The organism is Aliiroseovarius sp., assembly GCF_965228805.1.
In the GTDB taxonomy this organism is placed as follows: Bacteria; Pseudomonadota; Alphaproteobacteria; order Rhodobacterales; family Rhodobacteraceae; genus JASBTN01.
Window position 1 is genome coordinate 3147719 of the sequence record NZ_CBDDIE010000003.1, and the last position, 26263, is coordinate 3173981.

Below are 26263 nucleotides of genomic sequence, written 5' to 3' on the forward strand. Positions count from 1 at the left end.
CGGGGTATTTGTCCCGAACGGTAATTCGAGCTGACGAAAGGGTGCCCCATGCGCGCCGAGATCCAGAAACACGTGGACGCAATCGACAAGTCCCTGGCCCTGCTGCGCGAGCGCATGGGGTGGGAGACGGCCGAGCACCGCATGGAAGAGTTCAACGCCATGACCGAGGACCCGGATCTGTGGAACGATCCGGAGCGCGCCCAGAAGCTCATGCGCGAGCGACAGTCACTGCTCGATGCGATGAACGCCTACAAATCCATGGACCAGGAGAAGCAGGACAGCATTGACCTGATCGAACTGGGCGAAATGGAAGAGGACGAAGAGGTCGTGGCCGAGGCGGAAGAGGCGCTTGAGGCCCTGGTCGAACGGGCCGCCAAGGCGGAGCTGGAAGCGCTCCTGTCCGGCGAGACCGACGGCAATGACGCCTTTCTGGAGATCAAGTCCGGCGCCGGTGGCACCGAGGCCTGCGACTGGGCCAGTATGCTCGCCCGCATGTATGTGCGTTGGGCCGAGAAACGCGGCTATACGGTCGAGCTGCAGGAAGAGACCCCGGGCACCGAGGCCGGGATCAAATCGGTCACCTACCAGATCAAGGGGCACAATGCCTTTGGCTGGCTGAAGTCGGAAAGCGGCACCCACCGGCTGGTGCGTATCTCGCCCTTCGGCAAAGGCACGCGCGAGACGTCCTTTGCTGCCGTTGGCGCCTATCCGGTGATTGACGACAATATCGTCATTGAAGTGAACCCGGCCGATATCCGCATCGACACCTACCGGTCCTCGGGTGCGGGCGGCCAGCACGTGAACACCACGGATTCGGCGGTGCGGATCACCCACCACCCGACCGGGATCGTCGTGACCTCCTCCGAGAAGTCGCAGCACCAGAACCGCGACATCGCCATGAAGGCGCTGAAATCGCGCCTGTATCAATTGGAGCTGGACAAACGCAATGCCGAGGTCAACGCCCTGCACGAGGCCAAGGGCGATGCCGCCTGGGGCACGCAGATCCGGTCGTACGTGCTGCAGCCCTACCAGATGGTGAAGGACCTGCGCACCGGGCACGAGACCGCCGATACCAGCGGCGTCCTGGACGGCGATCTGGATGGGTTCATGGCCTCGGTTCTGGCCCAGGACGTGGCGGGCAAGAGCCGCGCGGACGCCAACGCGGACGAATAAAAAAGTTTTCAGAAAACTTTTTGCAAATTCCTTCTGAAGGAATTTGGACGCGCCTGCCTCAGCGGGTGCGGTAATACTTCTGCCGGGCTTCCTGTTCGATCGACAGACGCAGCTGCAGATCGGCGAGTTTTGCCATTTCGCGCTTGCGCGCGGCGGGCTCCTGCGTCTCGGCCAGCACCTTCTGCTGCGCCTCCACCGCCTTTTTCAGCTCGATCTCGCGCGGCAGCACACCTGCTTCGGCCATGATGCGGAACCCGGCCGCATCGACGCCGTTACCGCCCTCGTGTTTCAGCGGCTTTCCCGCGCCCGCAAGCCCGTCGAGTTGCCCCTCGGTCTGGGCTTTTCGGATCTGATGTTCGGCCAACTCGTGCCATTTCATCGCTTTGTCCTCCTGTTTTGAATATGACCCTTCCGTGATGCTTGACGGCGCGACATTCTGTCGCAACACTCCCATGGCGCGAACGATAAGAAAAGACGTGCAGGGAGGATATATGACACAGGCAACCGAGCTTGCCCCATCGTCGCCGCCGATCATCGGCACGGTCGGTTTCAACGATCTGGTAGAGGCGCTTAAAGCGGGCTGGCGGGATTTCCGCCGCGCCCCCGCTTTCGGGCTGTTCTTTTCCTTCTTCTACGTGCTGGGTGGGATCCTGATCTACCTGCAGCTGGATGTGATCGGGCAGAGTTTCTGGATCATTCCGCTGGCGACCGGCTTTCCGCTGCTGGCACCTTTCTTTGCGGTCGGGCTTTACGAGGTCAGCCACCGGCTGGAACAGGGTGACGACCTGGACTGGCCTGCGGTCTTGGGCGTCATGCTGCGCCAGAAGGACCGGCAATTCCCGACCATGGCTGCGGTGATCGTGATCATCTTCCTGTTCTGGCTGTTCATCGCCCATCTGATCTTTGCCCTGTTCCTGGGGCTTGAGCCGATGACCAACATCCTCAGTGACTGGCAGCACACGATCCTGTCCCGCAAGGGGCTGACCATGCTGGCCGTGGGCACCGGCGTGGGGGCGGCCTGCGCCTTCGTGCTGTTTTCGCTCACGGTGATGAGCCTGCCGCTTCTGCTGGATCGCGAGCTGGATTTCATCACCGCGATGATCTCGAGCTTCCAGCTTGTGCTGGCGAACCTGGTGCCGATGGTCAGCTGGGGCATCCTGATCTCGGCCCTGATGCTGTTGGGCATGTTGCCGTTTTTCCTGGGGCTTTTCATCGTGCTGCCGGTGCTGGGGCATGCAACCTGGCATCTCTATCGCCATGCGATGAGCTTCGAGAGCTAAGATACGAAACCCGAAAACAAGAAAAGGCCGCCCGAGGGCGGCCTTTCACATTCAGAAACCAAGTGCGGTTTATTCTTTGGGCGCGGGCTTTGCTGCCGGCTTGCCGCTGTTCAGCGGGTCATCCTGACGCTGCACCGAGCCTTCGAAATGCGCGCCGCTTTCGATCGCTATGGTCTTGTGGATGATGTCGCCTTCGACACGGGCCGACGAGGTCAGGCGGACTTTCAGCCCGCGCAGACGGCCGATGATGCGGCCATTGATCACCACGTCATCGGCGATCACTTCGCCCTTCACCGTGGCGCCTTCGCCAACCACCAACTGGTGGGCGCGGATGTCACCTTCGACAGTGCCTTCGACATGGATGTCACCGGTGGATTTCAGATTGCCCTTGATCACCAGATCGCTCGACAGCGCCGAGGCGGGCGGCTTCGGCTTGGCAGCCGGTGCCGGGGGCGTCGCACCTGCGGCGGGTTTGGGCGCTGCGGGCGCGGGGGCCGCTGCCGGTTTTGCTTCGGTGTCACCGGCCTGCTTGGGGCCCGGCTCATTGATCCTGCTTTTAGAAAACATTGTTTGCTGCCTTGATATAGATCATCGGGTTCACGGCTGTACCATTTACCCGCACTTCATAGTGAAGATGGGGCCCGGTAGAGCGGCCGGAATTTCCCATATCACCAATTCTGTCCCCGCGCGAGACCCTTTGGCCTTTTTGCACGCGAATGGCCGAAAGATGCGCATAGCGGGTCTCGATGCCGAACTCATGCTGGATCTTGATCAGCCGCCCATAGCCCGATTGCCAGCTCGCGTGGATCACCACGCCATCGGCGGTGGCATAGATCGGCGTGCCGATCGGGCCCGCGTAATCGACGCCCGCATGCAGCCGACCCCAGCGCATGCCGAAGCCGGAGGTAAAGCGCAGACCGCCGCGATGGGGCAGGGCGAAGGGCATTTTCTGCGCCGCGGTGGAATAGAGGCTGATGCGGTCCATCGCCGCCAGGATCTGGTTGGCCCGAAGCGTATCCGCGTCAGGCTCACCCCCCATTGTCGACAGGACCAAAGGGGCGAGGGGGCCCCCCTGTCCGCTGTAGCCGGTGCGAATGCTGTCCAGGATCGTGTCAACCGGAATGCCAGAGGCACGGAACATCTCGTCCAGCGGTTCCAGCGAAACGCTGACCGCGTCTTCCAGCTGCTCAAAGATCCGGTCGTTGCGCTCGTCACGCAGGCGGCCTTCAAAGATCATCTCGCGGGCGAATTGCTCGGCGTCCAGCGCCTCCTGCGCCATACGGTCGCGTTCGCCCGCCGTGCGCTCCAGTGCTGCAGTCATGAAGGTCAGCATGTCGGCGGCCTCTTCGCCCGCAGCGACTGTGGGGCTGCCCGCCTCTTCGCGGGCGGCGGCCAGCATGCCTTCCAGGCTCGCGCGCGCCTCGTCGCGTTCGGCCATGGTGCGGCGCAGGGTGGTCTGGATCACGCCGATGCCGGTTTCCAGCTCCTTGCGGCGATCTTCCGAGGCCAAGAGCTCGCTCTGCATCTCGGAAATCTGTGCCAGCGCCAGGTTGAACCGGCCCTGTGCGGCCAGCGCTTCGGCGGCGCGCGCGTCACGTTGGGCAGATAGCACCTGCAAGCGCTCTTCATAAAGCTGCTGTTCGCGTTTGGCCTGATCGCGGATCGACCCGGAGCCGATCGAATCCATCAAGAGAACGGCGGTCGCGATGATGGCCCAGGCCACGAACCCGGCCGAGCCGAACCAACCCAGGAACTGCGTCAGCGGCGACAGCCGGATGAACCGCGTGCCATCCTCAGAACGCAGAAACAGCCGCTGTTCCGGGAACGCGCGTTCCAGCACGTGGTTGATCCTGTAGGTCATCCGTTCGAACACGCGAACCCCACCCGTTGTCCCTTGGTCATCCCCAATTGCCCCTGTGGCCGGAGCGTTGCATGTGCTTAGCCCGCAGGGGCAATCCACGCAAGATCATTCAGGCTCAGCGCGCATAGGGTGGCGGCATTCCGTCCGCCAAGGGCCAGTAGAAATCCGGTGGAAGGCCAGCATCCGCGCGTTTTTCCTCGTTGAATGGCGGCTTTAGGCGCCCATGGAAATAGTGTCGCACCAGGCGGTGGAATTCCGCCTTCGGGTCCAGCTCGCCCCGTCCGCAGAGGAAGTTGAACCATTTGGAGCCATAGGCCACATGGCCGACCTCCTCGGCATAGATCACCTCCAGCGCTTCCACGGTCTGGCTGTCGCCCGCCTTCTTGAAGACCTCGATCATGCCCGGCGTCACATCCAGCCCGCGCGCCTCCAGCACCATCGGCACCACGGCGAGGCGGCCCAGAAGGTCCGTGGCCGTATCCTCGGCCGCGCGCCACATGCCCGCGTGTGCCGCCAGATCGCCGTAGAACGATCCATGCGCCTCCAGCGAGTCGCAGACCAGGCCGAAATGCTTGGATTCCTCATCCGCCGATTTCACCCAGTCGTCATAGAAACCCAGCGGCATCTTCACGTCCGTGAAGCGCGCGACAATGTCCCAATGCAGGTCCACCGCATTCAGTTCGATATGTGCCACCGCATGCAGCAGGGCGCGGCGTCCCTCGGGGCTGCCCGGACGGCGGCGCGGCACGTCGCGCGGGTCCAGAAGGTCGGGCTTGGCGGGGCGGGCGGGGAAATCCGGCGGGCTGGCTTGGCCGATCTCCAGCGGTTCCCCGGCTTCGCGGGAGGCAAACCAAGTGGCGGCATTGCGCCGCGAGATCGCGCATTTCTCACGCCCGTCTGGGCAGGTCAGAACTTCGACCGCCAGCTCGGCAAGTGTCGTCATGCGCCCGTGACCTTGCCCTGTACCGTCGCCAGGACCTCGTCCACATGCCCCTTCACGCGCACCTTTTCCCAGACCCGTTCGACCACGCCCTCGGCGTCGATCAGCACGGTGGTGCGGGTAATGCCCATATAGGTGCGGCCATAGTTCTTCTTCTCGCCCCAAACGCCGTAGCGCTCGCAGACGTCGCCTTCGGCATCGGACAGAAGCGGCACGCCCAGATCGTGTTTGGCGCGGAAGTTTTCATGTTTCTTCAGGCTGTCTTTCGAGATGCCGAAGATCTTCACGCCCGCCTCGCCAAAGGCACCCGCATTGGCGGTGAACTCCAGCGCCTCGGTGGTGCAGCCGGGCGTATTGTCCTTGGGGTAGAAGAACAAGACCACACGGTGGCCGCGCAGCGCCGACAGGCTGACATCATCGCCGCCATCCTGGGGCAGGGTAAATTCAGGCGCCATTTCGCCGGGCATGGGCAGGGGGGTGCTCATCGTGTTGGATTTCCGCAATTTATCACCTAGGGCTTTCGTTCTAGGCCCGTTCGTACGAGAATGGAAGCCGAGCGACGGGCAAAGACCGAAGGACACAGGCGACCGGCTGCATGAGCGACATGATCGGCCCCCAGAAACCCAGGCGGCGCAGACGGCTGCATTGGCATCTCGGCATCTGGATGGTGCTGTCGGTGCTGCTGTTCGGTCTGTTCATGGTTTTGGCCTCGATGTCGCTGACCGGTCGCGTGGTGACCCTGCCCGAAGGTCTGACAGACCGCATCTCCACGCGCATCAACGACCGGCTCGACGGGGTCGGGATTTCGCTGGGCCGGGTCGAACTGGGCGTAACCCCTGAGGGCCGCCCGCGCCTGCGCCTGGTCAATGTCGGGGTCAAGGACCAGACCGGGCTGGAGGTTGCGCAGCTCAACGCGGTAGAGGGCGGGGTCAAGTTCTGGCCGCTTCTGCGGGGCAAGGTGGAACCCTCGGGCTTTGCGCTTTCGGGCGCGCAGGTCACCGTGCGCAGGCGCGCCAATGGCGAGTTCGACCTGAGCTTTGGCCAAGCCGCCGGGGCCTCCGGCGGGCTGGGCGACATTCTGGACGCGATTGATGGCGTCTTTACCACGGGGCCGATGTCCACCGCCGAGCTGATCGAGGCCGACCAGTTGACCATTACGCTTGAGGACGCCCGCTCCGGCAGGCTCTGGCAGGTCACCGACGGGGCGCTGAAACTGACGCAGACCGAAAAGGTGGTGGATATCACCGTCTCCTTCGACGTGTTCAACCAGACCGAGGAGCTGGCCGAGACCGTGCTTGGTTTCCGCATGGCCAAGGGCAGTTCCGAGGCCTCTCTGGGCGCGACCTTCTCGAACGCCCGCGCCGCCGATATTGCCGCGCAATCGCCCGCGCTTGCCTTCCTGTCGGTGGTCGATGCGCCGATCTCGGGCGCCCTGCGTGCGGTGATCGACGCGGATGGCAAGACCTCCGACCTCGCGGGTACGCTCTCCTTCGGCGCGGGCGCCCTGTCGCCCACCCCGGGCGCGCGGCCCGTGCGTTTCGAGGGCGGGCGCGTCTATATGGATTACGACCCGGCCCAGCAGCGGGTTGGCCTGACCGAACTGTCGCTGACCACCGAATGGGGCACCATTCGCGGCGAGGGGGGATCGTATCTGCAGGATTGGGTCAACGGTTGGCCCTCCGCCATGGTCGGTCAATACCGGATTACCGAGGCCGACCTGAACCCGCAGGGCTGGTTCACCGAACCGGTCAAGGTCGACAGCGGTGCGCTGGACATGCGTTTGCGCCTCGACCCCTTTACCCTGGAGATCGGCCAGCTGGTCCTCTCCCAGGCGGGCAATACCTATACCGCCAAGGGGCGCATCCGTGCCGACAGCGCCGGTTGGTCAGTGGCAATGGACGCCCATGCGGATCGGATCAGCCGGGATGAGCTGCTGGCCCTCTGGCCGCCGCGCCTTGCCCCCAAGCCACGCGCGTGGGTGGAAAAGAACATCACGATGGGCACCGCCTCCGATGCGCGTTTCGCCCTGCGCAGCATCCCGGGCGAGGACCTGCGCCTGTCGCTGGGCACACGGGTCACCGGCGCCACGGTGCACGCAGTGCCGAAGATGGCGCCGATCCGGAACCTCTCGGGCTATTTCTCGATCGAGGACAAGCGCCTTGTGGCCATGGCCGAGGGCGGCCAGATCGAAGCCCCCTCGGGCCACCGCATCGCCGTGGCGGGCACCTCGTTCACCATGCCCGATCTCACGCGTAAACCCACGCCCGCCGAGGTTCGGCTGGCCGTCGCGGGCGAGGTGCGGGGCATCCTGTCGGTGCTGGATGGGGAGCCCTTCCGCATCTTCAAGAACGCGCAGAACCTGGGGCCGGACCTGGCGCGTGGACGGGCCGTGGCGCGTGGGTCGCTGAACCTCGAACTGGCCCCGAAAGCCGCGTTCGAGGATGTGCGTTTCGACATTTCCGCTGACCTGACCGGGCTGAACTCCGACACGCTCGTGCCCGGCAAGCTGCTGACCGCCGACAGCGCGCGTCTGCATGCCACCCATGAGCGGATCGAGATTACCGGCAACGCCCAGGTCGGCGCCGTGCCCGCCTCTGGCACCTGGTCGATGTCCCTCAGGCCCGCCGACAAGGGGCAGGGCTCGCGCGTCGAAGGGCGGGTTGCCTTGTCGCAGACATTCCTTGACGAATTCAACATCGGCCTGCCGCCCGGCACGGTCTCGGGCGAAGGGGTGGGCGAATATGTGCTGGACCTGCCGGTCGGGGCGCCGCCGCGCATCCGTTTGACCTCGGACCTCAACCGCCTGGGGCTTGCAGCGCCGCCGGTGGGCTGGTGGAAACCGGCGAACCGCACGGGGCGGCTGCTGGCCGAAGGCGTGCTGGGGCAAAGCCCGCGCATCGACCGGTTGGAGCTGGAAGCCCCGGGCCTGACCGCCACGGGCCGGGTCACCACCGGCGCGACCGGGCAGTTTCAGGCGGCAATCTTCGACCGGGTGCAGCTGGGCGGCTGGCTCGACGCGCCCGTGAGTTTTACCGCGCGCGGCCCGGGCCAGGCGGTGGCCGTTGCCGTGCGCGGCGGGTCGGCCGACATGCGCCGCGCGACCTTTGCCGATGGCGGCGGCGGTGGGCCGGTCGAGACCCAGGACACGCCGATCACCCTGGCGTTTGACTGGCTGACCATCTCCGAAGGCATCGTGCTGACCGGATTTGCCGCCGATCTGAACCGGCGCGGTGGTCTGCAGGGCACCTTTACCGCCGCGGTGCAGGGCGGCGGGCCGATCCGCGGCACCGTGGCCCCGCAACCGGACGGCTCCGCCTTCCGCATCACATCTGCCGACGCGGGCGCTGTTCTGCGCGGGGCAGGGGTGTTCGAGAACGGGCGCGGCGGCGATCTGGTCCTGACCCTGGCCCCGCGCCCCGGCGAAGGCGTTTATGAGGGCTTTCTGGAAATCACCGACGCGCGCGTCGCCGACGCCCCCGCCATGGCGGCGCTCTTGTCGGCGGTTTCGGTCATCGGCCTGTTGGAACAGCTCGACGGCGAGGGGCTGATGTTCAACGATGTCGAGGCGCATTTCCGACTTGACCCGGAAAAGGTCACCCTGTTCCGCAGCTCCGCCGTGGGGCCAAGCCTGGGCATCTCGCTCGACGGGTTCTATCACCTCGCCGACAGCCGCATGGACATGCAGGGCGTGATCTCGCCCTTCTACGCGGTGAATGCGATCGGGCGCATCTTCTCGCGCAAGGGTGAGGGGCTGGTCGGTTTTACCTTCCGCCTGCGCGGCGGGCCGGATGACCCCAATGTCGCGGTCAATCCGCTTTCGCTCTTCACACCGGGCATGTTTCGTGAGATTTTCCGCCGCTCGCCGCCGTCACGCCCGGCGAATTGACCTGATTGACGCACCCTATGAGCCGCCCATGAAACTCTCCGAGTTCGATTTCGACCTGCCCGAGGATCTGATCGCCACCCGCCCGGCCAACCCGCGCAGCTCCGCCCGCCTGCTGGTGGCCGAGCCCGACCGGCTGACGGACGGCAGGGTCACCGATCTGGTTGATTGGCTGAAACCCGGCGACCGTCTGGTGCTGAACGATACCAAGGTGATCCCTGCGCGCCTGTTCGGCACGCGCACCCGCGCCATGACACAGACGGGCGGCGCGCCAGGGGAGGGTGTGGCAAATATCGAGGTCACACTGCTTTCCCCCACGCCAACCGGCGACTGGTCCGCCCTGGTCAAACCCCTGCGCAAACTGCGCGAAGGGGAGGTGGTGGTCTTCTCAGACGATCTCAACGCCACGCTCCTGTCCAAGGAAGACGGCCAGGCCGTGCTGCGCTTCAATCTGGAAGGCGAGGCCTTCGACGCCGCGCTGGACGCCGCAGGCCAGATGCCGCTGCCGCCTTACATTGCCGCCAAACGTGCCGCCGACGCCCAGGACCGCACCGATTACCAGACCGTCTGGGCCGAACACACCGGCGCCGTCGCCGCCCCCACCGCGTCCTTGCATTTCGACCAGCCGCTGCTGGATGCGCTCGCAGCCCGGGGCGTGGCGTTCACCCGCGTGACGCTGCATGTCGGCGCGGGCACCTTCCTGCCGGTCAAGGTCGATGATGTCTCGGACCACAAGATGCACGCCGAATGGGGCCGGGTCAGCGACGAGGCCGCCGCCCAGATCACCGCGACCAAAGCCGCAGGCGGGCGCGTCATCCCGGTGGGCACCACCGCCCTGCGCCTGATCGAAAGCGCCGCCACCGCGCCCGGTCAGATCGCCCCCTGGCTGGGCGAGACCGACATTTTCATCACCCCCGGTTTCGACTTCAACATCGCCGATGGGCTAATGACCAATTTCCACCTGCCCAAATCCACCCTGATGATGCTGGTCTCGGCCCTCATGGGCACCGAGCGCATGCGCGAGGTCTATGCCCACGCCATTGCCGAGCGCTACAGGTTCTTTTCCTATGGTGACAGTTCGCTGTTGTTGCCCTCGGGGGAGGCAGGCAAAGACGCAGGCTGAGATGAGTTTTCGCCAGATGATCGCCTTTCTGGGGCTCGCCAACGCGCTGGCATTCGCGCTGATCGGCGTTCACCTGATCGCGAATGACGCATTGGTGACATTGTTGCCCGGAGACGGCTGCGGGCAGGTTCTCGACAGACGGTTGAGGACACTCTTGTCGACGGGCATGACTATCGCCTATGCCTCCGCGCTGCTGTTTTCGCTGTCCCTCCCGACGACGCTCGTCTTCGGTCAAGGCAGGCGAATGCTGATCCTGGTCACGGTCCTGACCGTCGCAGGCTATTTTGGCGGTGGTGTCATCAACTTCTTGCATCACAAGCATCTGACCGCATGCGACATGTTCCTGTTTGGATCGGATGCGCCCGTTCTCAACGTCTTGGCTGCAGCGGGTTGTCTGGCCCTGTCCTTGGCCGTTCTATTGCGAAGGTTCGGCAAGTTTCGGCGCGATAGCACGTAGGGCAACGTCCTGCAGGACATCCTGCTTCAACTGCAGTTCACGTCCCGCAAAGCCAAGGTCCTCTCAAAACGCCAACAACCGAATATAACTCACCAGCGCGTCCACGTCCTCGCCCGTCAGGATGCCACGCCAGGCGGGCATGTAGCGGCCGCTTCCGTCCAGGATCGCCTCGGCCAGTTCGGCATTGGTGAAACGGTCGGTCTCGTTCGGGTTGGTCAGGTCCATCGGCGACAGGGCCAAGAGCTTGCCCATGACGCCGTCGCCATAGCCATCCTCGCCATGGCAGACGGTGCAGTATTTGTCGAACAGCTCGAACCCCGCCTGCGGATCGCCCGCCAGATCGTGTTTGGCGCGGCTCATGAAGCGCAGCCAGGCAATCAATGACGCGATTTCATCTGCGTCGAAGATATCCTTCCACTCCGGCATCGCATCGCTGATCAGATTGTGGCGGTCGCGTCCGGTGATCGTGGGCGCCCCATCGCCGGTAATGATCCGGGTCAGGATCGCGTCGCTGCGGGCCCGGACCGTGGTGGTCAGGTCCGCCGGTGTCAGCCCCATCGATTTCGCCAGCGGACCGTCCCCCTTGCCATCGGTGCCGTGGCACAGCTGGCAATAGGACACGTAAAGCCGCTGCCCCTCATAGGCGGGCGACGGTTCCGCCTGGGCGCCGACCGGCGCAGACAGGAGCAGAACAGTGGCGGCAATGGCTTTGCGAAGGTGTTTCATGCGAAATCCTCGGTTGGCTTATGCAGTTATGCAGATCGTGCCATGGACTCCGCGATCTTCCAAGCATGTTGCTCTGGACCCCCACAAGGCCGGAACACGACTCTCCTGCGTCGTGTTTGGTCGCGAGCGGCGTAAATCCCGTGTTATCAGGGGAAAAACATCTCGCGCGCGGAGACCCTCATGATTCAAGTTCTCACCGGTTCCTGGGCTCTGCTCCTGGGCATGATGCTGCTGATGGTCGGCAATGGCGTGCAGGGCACGCTGCTGGGCATTCGCGGCGGGTTGGAGGGATTTTCGACCTTCCAGATGTCGATCGTCATGTCGGGCTATTTCATCGGCTTCCTGGGCGGCTCGCGCATGGCGCCCCTGATGATCCGGCGGGTGGGGCATGTGCGGGTCTTTGCCGCGCTCGGCAGCTTCATCTCCGCCGTTCTGATCCTGTTTCCGGCCTTTGCCGATCCCTGGATCTGGACGGCCGAACGTATCGTCATCGGTTTCTGTTTCTCGGGCGTCTACGTGACCGCCGAAAGCTGGCTGAACAACGCCGCCACCAATGAAAACCGTGGCAAGGCGCTGTCGCTGTACCTGATCGTGCAGATGACGGGCATCATCGCCGCGCAGGGCCTTCTGGTGCTGGCCGATCCGGCGGGTTTCATCCTGTTCATCGTGCCCTCGGTGCTTGTGTCGATCTCCTTCGCGCCGATCCTTCTGTCAGTGAACCCGACCCCGGCGTTTGAAAGCACCAAGGGCATGAGCCTGAAGGAGCTCTTCCACATCTCGCCCCTGGGCTGCGTCGGCCTCTTCATTTTGGGCGGCGTGTTCTCGGCTCAGTTCGGCATGGCCGCGGTCTTTGGCACCGAGGCGGGGCTGAGTGTCGGGCAGATCTCGATCTTCGTTTCGTCGATCTACATCGGTGGCGTGGTGCTGCAATACCCGATCGGCTGGATGTCTGACCGTATGGACCGGCGTTTCCTGATCCTGATCGTGACCGGGATCGGCGCCGCGGCGGCGACCCTGCCGGTGCTCATGCCCGGCCGGTTCGAAGTCCTGCTGGTCACCGCCTTCCTGATCGGCGGCATGTCGAACCCGCTCTATGCGCTGCTGATCGCCTATGTGAACGACTTCCTTGAACTCGACGACATGGCCGCGGCCTCCTCCGGTCTGATCTTCATCAACGGGATCGGTGCCATCGCCGGGCCTGTCGTGACCGGTTGGACCATGGGGGCGCTGGGACCGAACGGTTTCTTTGTCTTCATGGGGATCCTGATGTTCGGCCTTCTGGCCTATGGCCTCTGGCGCTCGACCCAGCGCGCCGCGCCCTCGGTCGAGGAAACCGGCGATTACGTCGCCATTTCGCCCTCCGCCTCGCCGGTGGCCGTGGACATGGCCCAGGAGGTCTATATCGAGACCTCGGGCGATGAGACTGACGAAACGGCCACATCTGCCACGCAATAATCGCAATAGTGCTTGCAGGTCTGTAAAACTTTTGTAACGCTTTCCCTGAGGGCAGTGTATGGGAAGGAGGGTCCCATGATTAAACCACAGACGCGCATTGCAGGCTGCGCGACGCCGGAGGAGATTCTGGCGTTCTGGCTCGATGAGGTCGGACCGTCAGGGTGGTACAACGGCGGCGACGCGCTGGATGCGGAAATTAGAAACAAGTTCTTGACCACCTGGGAAAAGGCCTGCGACGGGGCGTTCAGCCTCTGGCTGACCTATCCCAGCGGATCGCTGGCCTATCTGATCCTGATGGACCAGTTTCCGCGCAACATGTTCCGGGGTAACGCCCGGGCCTTTGCCTCCGACAAGGCGGCGCTGGCAGCGGCCAAATGTGCCGTGGACAAGGGGTGGGATCTGCGCATTGACGAACCGGCACGGCAGTTCTTCTACATGCCGATGATGCACAGCGAGAACCTTTGCGACCAGGAACGCTGCGTGCGCCTGATGAAGGCGCGCATGACCGACAATGGTGACGGCAACCTCCTGCATGCCAAGGTGCATCGCGAGGTGATCCGCCGCTTCGGTCGGTTCCCCTATCGCAACGAGGCGCTGGCGCGGGCCACGACCCCGCCCGAGGCCGCCTTTGTTGCCGAGGGTGGCTACGGCGCGGTGTTGCAGCAGATCTCGGCGGCCTGATAGGGGCTGTCATTTGAACGACAGGGCAGGGGCCGCGGATTACCCCGGCTGCCCCTCCCGACAGGTTCATGCAAAATTTCGGGTGTTATGCGGTGACCCGCGCGCCCGGGGCGATGATCGGCGGGCTGGCGTTCAACTCGGCGACGGCAAAGCCTGCCGCCGATTTGTAACCCGCGATGAAGGCTTCGCGCTCCTCCTTCGGAATGATGCTGTCGATATTGCGGAAGAGGCCCCGGCAACGCTCTTCCACGATGTCCAACAGGCCGAAGGGGCCGGAGCCGCGGTTGCGCAGCACCAGTTCGGACACCGGCCCGCAGAGCTGCGCGTCATAAGCGGCCAGCGCACCGGTCGTTACCCCATGGCTCAGCATCTGCGCCCCCATGGTGCGCGCGTCGATGATCGCCTGGCTCGCCCCGTTTGACCCGGTCGGGTACATCGCATGGGCCGCATCCCCCATCAGAACCACCGCGCCGTCCTGCCAGGTCGGCACCGGGTCGCGGTCGATCATCGGGTTTTCATACAGCACCTGCGTCTCGCGGATCAGTTTCGGCACGTCCAGCCAGTCATAGGTCCAGTCCATGAAATGCGGCAGCACCTCCTTGACCTGCGCCTCGCGGAACCATGCGCCATCGCGCGCGTCCGGGTCATCATGGGTGACCTCGGCGATCCAGTTGATATCGGCCTTGCCGTCCTTGCCGACAGGCGAGATCGGGTAGATCACCATGCGCTGGCGCGCGCCGCCGAGGCCAATGAAGCTCGATCCGGTGCGCACCGGCTTGGCACGGGTGCAGCCGCGCCACATCAGCGCGCCACCCCAGTGGATCGGCGGTTGACCCGGGTGCATCTGCGCGCGCACCTTGGAATGAATGCCATCGGCGCCGACCAGGATCGTGCCGGTGATCGGCGCGCCTTCCTCCAGGAAAGCGGTGACCGTGCCGCCCTCCTGCCGGTATCCGGTCACCCGCGCGTTCAGCTTCAGAACATCGGGCCCGCAACGCTCCATCAGGCGGCGATAGAGCAGCATGTGAAACGCGCCGCGATGCACCGCATATTGCGGCCAGTCATAGCCCGCCTCCAGCCCGCGCGGCTCGGCATGGATCTCGGCGCCATTGCGCCCGACCAGGGCCCATTCGCGGGCGGGCACGCCGACCCCGTCCAGGTCGCGCTGGTCGATCCCCAGCGCATAAAGCTCGCGCACCGCGTTGGGCTGCAGGTTGATCCCCACCCCCAACGGACGCAGCGCGCGCACGCTTTCCAGCACGGTAAAGGACACGCCGATCTGATCCAGCGTCAACGCCAGCGCAAGCCCGCCGATCCCGCCACCGGCGATCAATACATGCGCTTGCGTATCCGAATTCGTCATGCCGCTCTCCTAACAATCGTTCGGCAACTTTCCCGCAAAGCCCGGCGCGGATCAAGCGAGCGGTCGGATTTTCCTTGATCCCGCGACGCTTTGCCCGGCAGCATGGCCAGAAAGGCGCGGCCTGACGCATCCTTCCGGCCATTCGCAGGCCGCATGGCGGGGTTTCCGCTGGGTCATTGATGCGTTGAACAAAATAGTTTAAGGCCAAACTATCTTAAAGCCGACCGCTGTCAGAACCCGGAGGAGACACCCAATGGCCGCACAGAATTTCGACACCATCGTCATCGGGGCGGGCCCCGGAGGTTACGTTGCCGCGATCCGCGCCGCCCAGCTGGGCCAGAAGGTCGCCATCGTCGAACGCGAGAACCTGGGTGGCATCTGCCTGAACTGGGGCTGTATCCCGACCAAGGCGCTGTTGCGCTCGGCCGAGGTCTTCCACCTGATGCACCGCGCCGCTGAGTTTGGCCTGAAAGCCGACAACCTCGGCTATGACCTGGACGCCGTGGTGAAACGCTCGCGCGGGGTGGCGAAACAGCTGTCCTCCGGCGTCGCCCACCTGATGAAGAAGAACAAGATCACCGTGGTCATGGGATCGGCCTCCATCCCCGCCAAGGGCAAGGTGCGCGTCGAAGGCGACAAGGGCACCGAGGATCTGACGGCCAAGAACATTATCCTCGCCACCGGCGCCCGTGCCCGTGAACTGCCGGGTCTGGAGGCCGACGGCGACCTGGTCTGGACCTACCGCCACGCGCTGAACCCGCCGCGCATGCCGAAGAAGCTTCTGGTCATCGGCTCCGGTGCTATCGGCATCGAATTTGCCAGCTTCTTCAACACCCTGGGCGCCGACGTGACCGTGGTCGAAGTGATGGACCGCGTGCTGCCCGTCGAGGACGCCGAGATCTCCGCCTTCGCCAAGAAGGCCTTCGTCAAACAGGGCCTGAAGATCATGGAAAAAGCCATGGTCAAGCAGCTTGACCGCGCGAAAGGCGAGGTTACCGCGCATATCGAGGTCGGCGGCAAGCTCGAGAAACAGAAGTTCGACACGGTGATCTCCGCCGTCGGCATCGTCGGCAATGTCGAAGGGCTGGGCCTCGAGGAACTGGGCGTCAAGATCGACCGCACCCATGTGATCACCGACGAATTCTGCCGCACCGGTGTCGACGGGCTCTATGCCATCGGCGACATCGCCGGCGCGCCCTGGCTGGCGCACAAGGCCAGCCACGAAGGCGTCATGGTGGCCGAACTGATCGCCGGGCTGCATGCCCACCCGGTGAAACCCGAAAGCATCGCGGGTTGCACCTATTGCCACCCGCAGGTCGCCTCGGTCGGCTATACCGAAGCCAAGGCGAAGGAGCTGGGCTACAAGATCAAGGTCGGCCGTTTCCCCTTCATCGGCAACGGCAAGGCCATCGCCATGGGCGACGCCGAGGGCATGGTCAAGGTCATCTTCGAAGAGAAGACCGGCGAGCTGCTGGGCGCTCACATGGTCGGCGCCGAGGTGACCGAGATGATCCAGGGCTTCGTCATCGGCCGCCAGCTGGAGACCACCGAAGAAGACCTGATGCACACGGTCTTCCCGCACCCGACGGTCTCGGAAAGCATGCACGAGGCGGTACTGGCCGCCTATGATCGCGCGATCCACATCTGATCCAATCCACTCACGGATCGAAAGGGCCGGGGCGAAAGCTCCGGCCTTTTCTTTTTAAGGGAGAGGGGCTCAGAAAATCGCCTGCGCCAGGATCATCACCACACCACAGAGCAGCGCGTAGCTGACATCCACGGCGATGGCGAAGCCGGACTTCTGCGCCCAGGCGCCGACCGATCCGGCCTGGGCGGCCACCGCAAGAATGGCAACCACCGCCACGCCCAGGGCGCCGGTCGTCTCGGTGATGGCAATGACCAGCGCCAGCAGGACAAGCGAGATGATTTGCGCCAGCATCGCGCCCAGGGGTGGACTTGCGGGTGGCTCCGGGCTGATCCGCGTGCCCTCGGCCCAGCGGCGTTGTAGGCCCAGAAACGGCCCGTAGATCACGAAACCCAGCAGAAAGGCGGCAAGGATGCCGCTGCCGAAGGCCAGCCAGTTGATCATGCCAGCACCTCGTCCAGCGTGGCCAGGATCGCGCCCCATCCGGCTTCGTGATTGTCGCGGCTGTCTTGCGACGGGAAGCGCTGGTGGTGCAGCAGCAGGTCGGTGCCGGTCCCGTTCGGGGACAGGTCCAGGGTGACCAGCGAGTTCTCGGATGTGCTGGCGGGCGAGACCCAGGTAAACTGCAGCCGATTGGCCCGGTCGATGACCCGGTATTCGCCCTCATGGGGCAGATCGCCCGCGTCGGGCACCCGCATGATAATGCGGAACCTGCCGCCAACCGTGGGGTCGTTCGTCACTTCCGGCACGGTCACGCCGGCGCCGGGGATCATGAAGCGCGACAGCATGGCAGGGTCCAGCCAGGCATCGAACACCCGCTCGGGCGGGTGGGGAATGTGGCGGGTGATTTCCACGGATAATTCAGTCATCTTTGTCCTCCTCAAGGGCAGCTTCGAGGGCATCCAGCCGCAGCGCCCAGATTGAACGCAATTCGGCAAACCATTGATCTATTTCGGAAAGGGGCGCCATCTGCACCTCGATCATATGTTCGCGCCATTCCGTGCGGCGCGTGACGAGCGAGGCGTTCTCCAGGACCTTGATGTGTTTCGACACCGAATTCAGGCTGATGTCGAAGCGCCGCGCGATATCGGTGACCCGCAGCGGGCCTTCCTGTGCCAGAAGCGTCAGGATCGCGCGTCTTGTGGGGTCCGACGCGGCCTTGAGGACCACACTCAGCAGATGGGTATCCTTTCGTTCAACCATATGGGTGAATAACATCCTCAACCCGATCAGTCAACCAAATAGGTGAATGATGAGCTCGGCAAAGGAAACCCCCCGATCCATCGGACCGGGAGTGGGTGTGTTTCGGAAAGAGGCTCGTTTGCTGTCGCGGGCAGGGGCTCAGCCCGGCACCACCTTGCCGCCGCCCATCTGCCAATGGCCGAGGCCGCCGAGGTTGTGCACCTCACCATAGCCCAGCGAGCGCATCATGCGCGCCGCCATGCCCGACCGCGCGCCCGAGGCGCAGTAGAGCGCGATGGGTTTTTCCGGGTCGATCTTCGGGTTGTAATCGGGCCCGTTGCGGTCGGCCTGAAACTTCAGCGCCACCATCGGGATGGTCAACGCGCCCTCGGCCTTGCCGGTCATGTGCACCTCGCCTGCGTCACGGATGTCGATCACCGTCAACTCACCCCTGCGCGCCCTTTCGACGATCTCCTGCGGGGTCAGCTTGGGGCCGGTGTTGCGGCCACCGGTCAGAAAGTTGAACATGGTCGGATCCTGCTCTGCGTTGTGGTTCGTTTAAAATATTACACTTTCCAAATATTTCAAGCATCTCACGTGGATGAAGTGTTTCAACATCCCAAAGGGTCACCAATGCCCTGCCGCGCTGCGCGCTCTCGGGACATTGACGACACATGTTGTTCATGGGCGATGTTGAAACGCTTTTACAAAATATTCCCCTTTTGTTCTAACTTTTCGATTGGCGATCCGTTTATGATCCCCTATCTGTTAGGGGCTTGTTAACTGGTGGTCCCATGCCCGATCTGAAACATATCGAAGTGCGCGGTGCGCGCGAGCACAATCTGAAGTCCGTGGATGTGGATATCCCGCGCGACCAGCTGGTGGTGATCACCGGCCTGTCGGGCTCGGGCAAGTCCTCGTTGGCCTTCGATACGATCTATGCGGAGGGGCAGCGGCGCTATGTCGAAAGCCTGTCCGCCTACGCCCGGCAATTCCTTGATATGATGGAGAAACCGGATGTGGATCACATCTCGGGGCTGAGCCCGGCGATCTCCATCGAACAAAAGACGACGTCGAAGAACCCGCGTTCCACCGTCGGCACGGTGACCGAGATCTACGACTACCTGCGCCTGCTCTTCGCCCGCGCCGGCACGCCCTATTCGCCAGCCACGGGCCTGCCGATCGAGGCGCAGCAGGTCCAGGACATGGTCGACCGCGTGATGGGGATGGAGGAGGGCACGCGCGCCTATCTGCTCGCCCCGATCGTGCGCGACCGCAAGGGGGAATACCGCAAGGAGTTCCAGGAGCTGCAAAAGAAGGGCTTCCAGCGCGTCAAGGTGGATGGCGAGATGTATGACCTCGACATGCCGCCGGTGCTGGACAAGAAATTCCGGCACAATATCGACGTGGTGGTCGACCGGATCGTGGTGCGCGAGGGGATGGAGACGCGTCTGGCGGATTCGTTCCGCACCGCGTTGGACCTGGCTGACGGGATTGCGCTGCTCGAAACCGCTCCGATGGAGGGCGAGGGGGAGGTCTTTACCTTCTCGGAACGGTTTGCCTGTCCGGTCAGCGGGTTTACCATTCCGGAAATCGAACCGCGGCTGTTCAGCTTCAACGCGCCGTTTGGGGCCTGCCCGGACTGTGACGGGCTGGGCAAGGAGCTGTTCTTTGACGAACGGCTCGTCGTGCCCGACGCGACCCTGCAGATCTACGACGGCGCGCTGGCCCCCTGGCGCAAGGGCAAGTCGCCCTATTTCCTGCAGACCATCGAGTCGATTGCGCGCCATTACGAGTTCGACAAGTCGACCCCCTGGAAGGACCTGCCGGAAAACGTGCAGCAGGTCTTCCTCTACGGTTCCGGCAAGGAAGAAATTGCCTTCCGCTTCGACGAGGGCGGCCGCGTTTACGAGGTCACGCGCCCCTTCGAAGGGGTCATTCCGAACATGGAACGCCGTTACCGCGAGACCGACTCGAACTGGATCCGCGAAGAATTCGAACGCTACCAGAACAATCGCCCCTGCGGTGCCTGTGGCGGCTATCGCCTGCGCGACGAGGCGCTGGCGGTCAAGATTGCCGGGCTGCATGTGGGGCAGGTGGTCGAGATGTCGATCAGGGAAGCGTTTGACTGGTGCAATGAGGTGCCCGAAAGCCTGTCGAAACAGAAGAACGAGATCGCCCGCGCCATCCTCAAGGAAATCCGCGAACGGCTGGGTTTCCTGAACAATGTCGGGTTGGAATACCTGACCCTGTCCCGCAACTCCGGCACCCTGTCGGGCGGCGAAAGCCAGCGCATCCGTCTGGCCAGCCAGATCGGTTCCGGCCTGACCGGGGTGCTCTATGTGCTCGATGAACCCTCCATCGGCTTGCACCAGCGCGACAATGGGCGGCTGTTGGAGACGCTGAAGAACCTGCGCGACCAGGGCAATACGGTGATCGTCGTCGAACATGACGAGGAGGCCATACGCGAGGCCGACCACGTGCTGGACATCGGTCCCGGCGCCGGTGTGCATGGCGGTCAGATCATCGCCGAAGGCACGCCCGCCGACATTGCCGCCCATGCGGACAGCGTGACCGGCCAATACCTGACCGGCGCGCGCGAGATCGCCGTGCCGCTGGAGCGTCGTGATGGCAATGGCAAAAAGGTCAGCGTTATCAAAGCGACAGGGAACAATCTTAAAGAGGTTTCTGCCGATTTTCCGCTGGGCAAATTCGTCTGCGTCTCCGGCGTGTCCGGTGGCGGCAAGTCGACGCTGACCATCGAAACCCTGTTCAAGACCGCCTCGATGCGTCTGAACGGTGCGCGCCAGACGCCCGCGCCCTGCGAGACGATCAAGGGGCTCGAACAGCTCGACAAGGTGATCGACATCGACCAGCGGCCGATTGGCCGCACGCCGCGGTCGAACCCGGCCACCTACACCGGCGCCTTTACCCCGATCCGCGACTGGTTCGCCGGTCTGCCGGAGGCCAAGGCGCGCGGCTACAAGCCGGGGCGTTTCAGCTTCAACGTCAAGGGCGGCCGCTGCGAGGCCTGCCAGGGCGACGGGGTCATCAAGATCGAAATGCATTTCCTGCCAGATGTTTACGTGGAATGCGAAACCTGCAAGGGCGCGCGCTATAACCGCGAGACGCTGGAGATCCAGTTCAAGGGCAAGTCCATCGCCGATGTGCTCGACATGACCGTCGAAGAAGCGCAGGAGTTCTTCCAGGCCGTGCCCTCGATCCGCGACAAGATGGATGCGCTGATGCGCGTGGGGCTGGGCTATATCAAGGTGGGTCAGCAGGCGACGACGCTGTCGGGTGGCGAGGCGCAGCGGGTCAAGCTGTCGAAGGAGCTCAGCAAGCGCTCGACTGGCCGAACCCTCTACATCCTCGACGAACCCACCACCGGGCTTCACTTCGAAGATGTGCGCAAGCTGTTGGAAGTGCTGCATGAATTGGTCGACCAGGGGAACACCGTGGTGGTGATCGAACACAATCTGGACGTGATCAAGACCGCCGATCATATCATCGACATCGGCCCCGAGGGTGGCGATGGCGGCGGACGCATCGTCGCCGTGGGAACACCGGAAGAGGTGGCCCAAGTCGCAGAAAGCCACACCGGCCATTACCTCAAGGACATGTTGAATCAGAGCCGGGCGGCTGCCGAATGACCCCGCTGCTGGGCGCCATCGCCGTGGTTCTACGCGGTGATCAGGTGCTTCTGGTTCAGCGTGGAAAGGACCCTGGGCGGGGGCTCTGGGGCTACCCGGGCGGCGGTGTCGAATGGGGTGAAAGCGTCGCAGAGGCCGCCATTCGCGAGCTGCGCGAGGAAACCGGCGTGCTGGCCACGCCCGGGCCCTGCATCGGTCATGTGGACGTGATCCGGCGCGGTGCGGACGGGCGGGGCGGGCCCGGCGACCCGGTAACGCATCACTATTTCCTTGCGGCCACGCTGTGCGCATACCAGTCTGGTGAACCTGTCGCCGCCGATGATGCGGCCGACGCGAAGTGGGTCGCGCAGGATATTGTTTTGCAAAGGGATTTATACATGAGCCCGGATGTAGACCGCATTCTGAAACAGGCTTTGGCAGCACGGTGAGCACGTCTGGAGGTCGATCTGCCCGTTTACGTGAAGGGGCACCAGCGGGCCGCGCCGGTCACAGGTTCCGCACCGCCACGTCGTGATGGATTTCTTTACCCACGCGCGCTAGAAATCCTCAAACACGAGGCAGCACATGGCAAATGTCCATATTCATGTCGGCGCCCATCGCACGGGGTCGAGCGCTTTTCAGATGTTTCTGGATCTCAACGCTGCCGCGTTGCGCGCGCAGGGGGTTGATCTGGCCTATCCGGATCGCGACGGGGCCAAGGGCGGGCGGCTGAAACTGTTCCTGCCCGCGCCCCGCCACACGGCCGAAACCGTCGACTGGCGCATGAAGAAGGCGCAGCACAACCTGGCGCGTCAGGTCACGGATCCCGCCCGCCCGCTGATCTTGTCCGAAGAAAACATCCTGGGCCGCATGGACCCGTTCTACCACGGCCAGTTCTACCCGTTCCTGCACGCACGCGCGCGGTTCATGGCGCGGGTTCTGGATGGCCGCCGGGTCGCGCGCATCCTGCTGCTGGTGCGCCCCTATGACAGCCTGTTCGTCTCGGCCTATCGCAAGCGGTCCGAGGACAATGAAATGGGCGATTTCAACGTGATGCGTGAACGCATGGCGGTGTTTGAGGGGGACGGCTGGCCCGAAGTGGCGCTGACCCTGATCAAGGAGCTGAATCCGCGCAAGCTGGTGGTCATTCCCTACAAACGCCCGCGTCATGAATTGGACCTGGCCCGCGCCCTGATGCCGAAGCTGGACCTGTCGCAGCTGAAGGAGCCGACGCTGCCGGTCAATGCCAGCCTGTCCGATGCCGGGCTCTTCGAGCTGCAGAAACGCTACCTGGCCGGGGAGGCGCCCGACCGGGCCGTGATCGAACAGGTGCGCGCCGAGTTTGCCGAGACCGAGGTCGACGCGCCCTATGCCGCCTTTACCGGCGCCCAGAAAGAAACCCTGCGCACGCGCTATTATGACGATCTGGACACGCTGCGTCTGATGTCCGGGATCAAGGTGATCGATCCGCCGCACGACCATCCGTAATGAAAAACGCCCGACCGAAAGGCCGGGCGTTCTCAATTGTTTGCGTGGTGGAGTTCAACCGTCGAAATCGACCTCTTCCACCAGCTTCAGCGCGGCGGGACGCTGCGCGGCGACGTCCATCAGGTTCACGCCGTCGGCGGTGAAGCTGCCCCAGCTCTTGACCACGTCGACAGCCTCGCTGCCCGGGGCAATCGGGTATTCATAGTTCTGCGCGGCATAGATCTCCTGCGCCTTGGGCGAGGACAGGAACTCCATCAGCTTGATCGCGTCTTCGCGGTGGGGCGCATGTTTGGTCAGCGCCACGCCCGAGACGTTCACATGGGTGCCCGAGCCTTCGAACACCGGGAAGACCACGTTCACGCTGTCGGCCCAGGCCACCTGTTCCGGGTCGGCCAGCATCTTGCCCATGTAATAGGTGTTGCCCAGCGAGATATCGCATTCGCCCGACCAGATCGCCTTGACCTGGGCGCGGTCGTTGCCCTGGGGCTTTCGCGCGAGGTTCGCCTTCACGCCTTCCAGCCAGGTGCGGGCTTCTTCCTCACCATTGTGGTGGATATAGGCGGCCAGCAGGGCCAGCGTATAGGCATGGGTGCCCGAGCGGGTGCAGATGCGGCCCGCCCATTTCGGGTCGGCCAGGCTTTCATAGGTCGGGATTTCGGCCGGATCGACGCGATCCTTGGAGGCATAGACGATGCGCGCACGGGTGGTCAGGCCGAACCACTGCTTGCCCGGATCGCGGTAGATATCGGGAATGTTGGCTTCCAGAACCTCCGATTCCACCGGCTGGGTCAGCCCGGCTTCGACCGCCGAGGCCAGGCGCGAGATGTCGACGGTAAAGATCAGGTCGGCGGGCGAACGCGCGCCCTCGGCGGCCAGACGCTCGTTCATGCCCTTGTTCAGGAAGGCGACGTTGACCTTGATGCCAGTCTCTTCGGTAAAGGCGTCGGTCAGCGGCTGGATCAGCTCGGGCTGACGGTAGGAATAGACGTTCACTTCCTGCGCCATGGCGGGCAGGGCGGTGGCGGTGGTGCTGAGCGCCAGCAGGGCGGCGAGGGTCTGTTTCATGACACGCGGTCTCCGGGTTGCGGTATCTGCGCGCCATAAGCCTGAGTTTTTTTCTCAGGTCAATACCTGAGCAAAACATTCCGGAATACGGATGGCTCAGGTTTTTTGGGCTTTCTCTTCGGCTTTCACTGCGTCCCAGAGCGCGTCCATCTCGTCCAGCGTGGCCTCTTCCGGGCGCCGTCCCTGCGCCGCAAGACGCTCCTCTATCCCTTTGAATCGACGTTCGAATTTCGCATTGCAATGACGCAGGGCCTCTTCCGGTTCCACATCCAGATGGCGCGCCAGATTGGCCATGACGAACAGAAGGTCGCCCATCTCCTCGCGGACCTCCTCCTGCGTCAGCCTGTCGCGTGCTTCGACCAGTTCACGCGCCTCTTCCTGGATCTTGTCCAGCACCTGCACCGTGTCCGGCCAGTCGAACCCGACCCGCGCCGCGCGCTTTTGCAGCTTCACGGCGCGCAGCAGAGCGGGCAGGCCGATGGCGACCCCGTCTAGCACGCCGGTCTCCGCCTTGGCGGCGCGTTCGGCGGCCTTGATCGTCTCCCAATCGCGGGTCTGCTGTTCGGCCGACTTGTCGCGGTTTTCGTCGCCAAAGACATGCGGATGGCGCGCGACCATCTTGTCGGACATGCCATCGGCCACCTCGTCGAAACTGAACAGCCCCGCTTCCTCGGCCATCTGCGCGTGAAACACCGATTGGAACAGCAGGTCCCCCAGCTCGCCCTTCAGCTCGCCCCAGGCCTTGCGTTCGATCGCATCGGCGACCTCATAGGCCTCTTCGATCGTATAGGGCGCAATCGTGCTGAAATCCTGTTCGATATCCCAGGGGCAGCCGCTTTTCGGGTCCCGCAACCGCCGCATGATCTCCAACAGCCGCGGCATGCCGCCCTTGGGGTCGTGTACCAACTGGTCAGATTCTGTCATTGCGCTCGGCCTCGTTTCGGTAAACTCTCTCCGGGATATCATGCGAGCGCACAGGAGCAACCCATGCCGATCATCAACCGCATTGCCGATTACGCCGACGAGATGAAGACCTGGCGCCGCTGGATGCACATGCATCCGGAGCTGGGATTGGAGTGTCATGAAACCGCGGCTTACGTGGTCGAACGCCTGAAGGAGTTCGGCGTGGACGAGATCCACGAACAGATCGGTGTCTCGGGCGTGGTCGCGGTGATCAACGGGCAGGGCGCCAAGGACGGGAAGGGCGGCACCATCGGGCTGCGCGCCGATATGGATGCGCTGCCGATGCCGGAAGAGACGGGGTTGGACTACGCCTCCACCGTCGAAGGCCGCATGCATGCCTGCGGCCATGACGGCCACACCACGATGCTGCTGGGCGCTGCCAAATACCTGACCGAGACGCGGCGCTTCGCGGGCAAGGTCGTGCTGATCTTCCAACCGGCCGAGGAACATGGCGGCGGGGCCAAGGTCATGTGTGACGAGGGCATGATGGACCGGTTCGGCATTGATCAGGTCTATGGCATTCACAATGTGCCCGATCAGGATTTCGGCGCCTTCTTCGCCTGTGACGGGCCCGCGTTGGCCGCTGTCGATACGCTGACCGCGACGATCAAGGGGCAGGGCGGCCACGGCGCCTATCCGCAGGAAACCCGCGACCCGGTGATTGCGGCGGCCGGCATGGCCATGGCGCTTCAGACCATCGTCAGCCGCAATGTGCACCCGCTCGATCAACTGGTCATTTCGGTCACGCAGATCCACGGCGGCTCGGCGGAAAATGTCATCGCCGACAGCGCCTGGATCCAGGCCACGGTGCGGTCGTTCGACCCGGAGGTACGCGACATGGCCGAACGCCGTATCCGCGCGGTGCTGGAAGGGCAGGCGGCCAGTTTCGATGTGGAGGTCGAGATCGACTATGAACGCGGCTACCCGGCCACGGTGAACCACAGCTCCGGCGTGGCGCTTGCCGCCAAGGCCGCCACCGACGTCGCCGGAGACGTCGACCTAGGCCGCCGCCCCGAAATGGGCGCCGAGGATTTTGCCTATATGCTGGAAGAGCGCCCCGGGGCCTATTTCTTCCTTGGCATTGGCGAGGGGGCCGGGCTGCACAATCCGAAATACGATTTCAACGACGAGGCCTCGCCGGTCGGCGCCAGCTTCTTCGCCCGGCTTGTCGAGATCGCGCAGCCGGTGGGGTAACAACTCTCGAACTCATGGAAGCAGCGGGGCGGCCGCTGCACTGACCCGGCAGGCGAATTCGGAACGAATTCTGCCGGGAGGGGGCCCTGGGTGGGCGCAGCCCCCCAGCGCGGTGCAGTCACCTCCCTCTTGCAAATTTGATCAAATTTCGC

General features: G+C 63.8%; 25 protein-coding genes. 12 read left to right on the plus strand and 13 right to left on the minus strand.

Features of this window, described 5'->3' with window-relative positions:
* The first annotated feature begins 48 nt into the window (after nt 1–48).
* Nucleotides 49–1173, plus strand: coding sequence for a peptide chain release factor 2 (gene prfB / locus ACO07D_RS16555; protein ID WP_421704036.1), 1125 nt, complete (start codon nt 49–51; stop codon nt 1171–1173).
* A 58-nt stretch (nt 1174–1231) separates the two neighbouring features.
* On the opposite strand, the gene ACO07D_RS16560 is transcribed toward prfB, so the two are convergent.
* The gene (locus ACO07D_RS16560) at nt 1232–1552 is read right to left on the minus strand and encodes a DUF1992 domain-containing protein (RefSeq protein WP_421704037.1); all 321 of its coding nucleotides are present in this window, start codon (nt 1550–1552) and stop codon (nt 1232–1234) included.
* Between the two features lie 112 nt (nt 1553–1664).
* Here ACO07D_RS16560 and ACO07D_RS16565 point away from each other — a divergent pair, with 112 nt between their 5' ends.
* Nucleotides 1665–2453, plus strand: coding sequence for a DUF2189 domain-containing protein (locus ACO07D_RS16565; RefSeq protein WP_421704038.1), 789 nt, complete (start codon nt 1665–1667; stop codon nt 2451–2453).
* 69 nt (nt 2454–2522) lie between these two features.
* On the opposite strand, the gene ACO07D_RS16570 is transcribed toward ACO07D_RS16565, so the two are convergent.
* The 4 genes from ACO07D_RS16570 to bcp all read right to left on the minus strand — a co-directional run bounded on the left by ACO07D_RS16570 (nt 2523) and on the right by bcp (nt 5739).
* Entirely contained in the window at nt 2523–3020 is a 498-nt protein-coding gene (locus tag ACO07D_RS16570) for a bactofilin family protein (protein ID WP_421704039.1), read from the minus strand.
* A complete protein-coding gene (locus ACO07D_RS16575) occupies nt 3010–4314 on the minus strand; it encodes a DUF5930 domain-containing protein (protein ID WP_421704040.1) in 1305 nt (434 codons plus the stop codon). Before ACO07D_RS16575 ends, ACO07D_RS16570 begins: the two co-directional genes overlap by 11 nt.
* Nucleotides 4315–4429: 115 nt before the next feature.
* Nucleotides 4430–5257 (minus strand): ferritin-like domain-containing protein, encoded by an 828-nt coding sequence (locus tag ACO07D_RS16580; protein ID WP_421704041.1) that lies wholly within the window; start codon nt 5255–5257, stop codon nt 4430–4432.
* Nucleotides 5254–5739 carry a thioredoxin-dependent thiol peroxidase gene (gene bcp, locus ACO07D_RS16585; protein ID WP_421704042.1) on the minus strand — a complete coding sequence of 162 codons (486 nt, stop codon included), beginning with the start codon at nt 5737–5739 and terminating at the stop codon, nt 5254–5256. Before bcp ends, ACO07D_RS16580 begins: the two co-directional genes overlap by 4 nt.
* Before the next feature lie 110 nt (nt 5740–5849).
* Between bcp and ACO07D_RS16590 the strand changes: the two genes are divergently transcribed.
* The 3 genes from ACO07D_RS16590 to ACO07D_RS16600 are packed head-to-tail and all read left to right on the plus strand — an operon-like array spanning nt 5850 to nt 10717.
* Nucleotides 5850–9140, plus strand: coding sequence for a hypothetical protein (locus ACO07D_RS16590; protein WP_421704043.1), 3291 nt, complete (start codon nt 5850–5852; stop codon nt 9138–9140).
* 28 nt (nt 9141–9168) lie between these two features.
* Nucleotides 9169–10260: a tRNA preQ1(34) S-adenosylmethionine ribosyltransferase-isomerase QueA gene (gene queA / locus ACO07D_RS16595; RefSeq protein ID WP_421704044.1), complete on the plus strand. Its 1092-nt coding sequence runs from the start codon at nt 9169–9171 to the stop codon at nt 10258–10260.
* A 16-nt stretch (nt 10261–10276) separates the two neighbouring features.
* Nucleotides 10277–10717 (plus strand): hypothetical protein, encoded by a 441-nt coding sequence (locus ACO07D_RS16600; protein ID WP_421704045.1) that lies wholly within the window; start codon nt 10277–10279, stop codon nt 10715–10717.
* 63 nt (nt 10718–10780) lie between these two features.
* On the opposite strand, the gene ACO07D_RS16605 is transcribed toward ACO07D_RS16600, so the two are convergent.
* Nucleotides 10781–11443, minus strand: coding sequence for a c-type cytochrome (locus ACO07D_RS16605; protein ID WP_421704046.1), 663 nt, complete (start codon nt 11441–11443; stop codon nt 10781–10783).
* Nucleotides 11444–11623: 180 nt separating this feature from the next.
* Here ACO07D_RS16605 and ACO07D_RS16610 point away from each other — a divergent pair, with 180 nt between their 5' ends.
* Together ACO07D_RS16610 and ACO07D_RS16615 are read left to right on the plus strand one after the other, a co-directional pair.
* The gene (locus tag ACO07D_RS16610; protein ID WP_421704047.1) at nt 11624–12898 is read left to right on the plus strand and encodes an MFS transporter; all 1275 of its coding nucleotides are present in this window, start codon (nt 11624–11626) and stop codon (nt 12896–12898) included.
* A 75-nt stretch (nt 12899–12973) separates the two neighbouring features.
* The gene (locus ACO07D_RS16615) at nt 12974–13579 is read left to right on the plus strand and encodes a DUF924 family protein (protein WP_421704048.1); all 606 of its coding nucleotides are present in this window, start codon (nt 12974–12976) and stop codon (nt 13577–13579) included.
* A gap of 85 nt (nt 13580–13664) precedes the next feature.
* Here ACO07D_RS16615 and ACO07D_RS16620 read toward each other — a convergent pair whose 3' ends face one another.
* A complete protein-coding gene (locus tag ACO07D_RS16620; protein ID WP_421704049.1) occupies nt 13665–14942 on the minus strand; it encodes a flavin-dependent oxidoreductase in 1278 nt (425 codons plus the stop codon).
* Nucleotides 14943–15195: 253 nt separating this feature from the next.
* Here ACO07D_RS16620 and lpdA point away from each other — a divergent pair, with 253 nt between their 5' ends.
* Nucleotides 15196–16590: a dihydrolipoyl dehydrogenase gene (gene lpdA / locus ACO07D_RS16625; RefSeq protein ID WP_421704050.1), complete on the plus strand. Its 1395-nt coding sequence runs from the start codon at nt 15196–15198 to the stop codon at nt 16588–16590.
* A 69-nt stretch (nt 16591–16659) separates the two neighbouring features.
* Here the strand turns inward: lpdA and ACO07D_RS16630 are convergent, their stop codons facing one another.
* The 4 genes from ACO07D_RS16630 to ACO07D_RS16645 form a co-directional block, all read right to left on the minus strand.
* A complete protein-coding gene (locus tag ACO07D_RS16630; protein WP_421704051.1) occupies nt 16660–17031 on the minus strand; it encodes a DUF1761 family protein in 372 nt (123 codons plus the stop codon).
* Complete coding sequence (locus ACO07D_RS16635) at nt 17028–17456, minus strand: SRPBCC family protein (RefSeq protein ID WP_421704052.1); 429 nt, start codon at nt 17454–17456, stop codon at nt 17028–17030. Before ACO07D_RS16635 ends, ACO07D_RS16630 begins: the two co-directional genes overlap by 4 nt.
* Nucleotides 17449–17757 carry an ArsR/SmtB family transcription factor gene (locus ACO07D_RS16640; protein WP_421704053.1) on the minus strand — a complete coding sequence of 103 codons (309 nt, stop codon included), beginning with the start codon at nt 17755–17757 and terminating at the stop codon, nt 17449–17451. The genes ACO07D_RS16635 and ACO07D_RS16640 overlap by 8 nt, the downstream gene beginning before the upstream one ends.
* Before the next feature lie 171 nt (nt 17758–17928).
* Nucleotides 17929–18297 (minus strand): rhodanese-like domain-containing protein, encoded by a 369-nt coding sequence (locus ACO07D_RS16645; RefSeq protein ID WP_421704054.1) that lies wholly within the window; start codon nt 18295–18297, stop codon nt 17929–17931.
* Nucleotides 18298–18563: 266 nt separating this feature from the next.
* Here ACO07D_RS16645 and uvrA point away from each other — a divergent pair, with 266 nt between their 5' ends.
* The 3 genes from uvrA (at nt 18564) to ACO07D_RS16660 (ending at nt 22889) form a co-directional block, all read left to right on the plus strand.
* Complete coding sequence (uvrA, locus tag ACO07D_RS16650; protein ID WP_421704055.1) at nt 18564–21422, plus strand: excinuclease ABC subunit UvrA; 2859 nt, start codon at nt 18564–18566, stop codon at nt 21420–21422.
* The gene (locus ACO07D_RS16655) at nt 21419–21850 is read left to right on the plus strand and encodes an NUDIX hydrolase (protein WP_421704056.1); all 432 of its coding nucleotides are present in this window, start codon (nt 21419–21421) and stop codon (nt 21848–21850) included. The genes uvrA and ACO07D_RS16655 overlap by 4 nt, the downstream gene beginning before the upstream one ends.
* A 193-nt stretch (nt 21851–22043) precedes the next feature.
* Entirely contained in the window at nt 22044–22889 is an 846-nt protein-coding gene (locus tag ACO07D_RS16660) for a hypothetical protein (RefSeq protein ID WP_421704057.1), read from the plus strand.
* A 54-nt stretch (nt 22890–22943) separates the two neighbouring features.
* On the opposite strand, the gene ACO07D_RS16665 is transcribed toward ACO07D_RS16660, so the two are convergent.
* Together ACO07D_RS16665 and mazG are read right to left on the minus strand one after the other, a co-directional pair.
* Nucleotides 22944–23954 carry a Fe(3+) ABC transporter substrate-binding protein gene (locus tag ACO07D_RS16665; RefSeq protein WP_421704058.1) on the minus strand — a complete coding sequence of 337 codons (1011 nt, stop codon included), beginning with the start codon at nt 23952–23954 and terminating at the stop codon, nt 22944–22946.
* 96 nt (nt 23955–24050) lie between these two features.
* Nucleotides 24051–24878 (minus strand): nucleoside triphosphate pyrophosphohydrolase, encoded by an 828-nt coding sequence (gene mazG, locus ACO07D_RS16670; protein WP_421704059.1) that lies wholly within the window; start codon nt 24876–24878, stop codon nt 24051–24053.
* Nucleotides 24879–24941: 63 nt separating this feature from the next.
* Here mazG and ACO07D_RS16675 point away from each other — a divergent pair, with 63 nt between their 5' ends.
* Nucleotides 24942–26111 (plus strand): M20 aminoacylase family protein, encoded by a 1170-nt coding sequence (locus ACO07D_RS16675; protein WP_421704060.1) that lies wholly within the window; start codon nt 24942–24944, stop codon nt 26109–26111.
* Nucleotides 26112–26263: the final 152 nt, after the last annotated feature.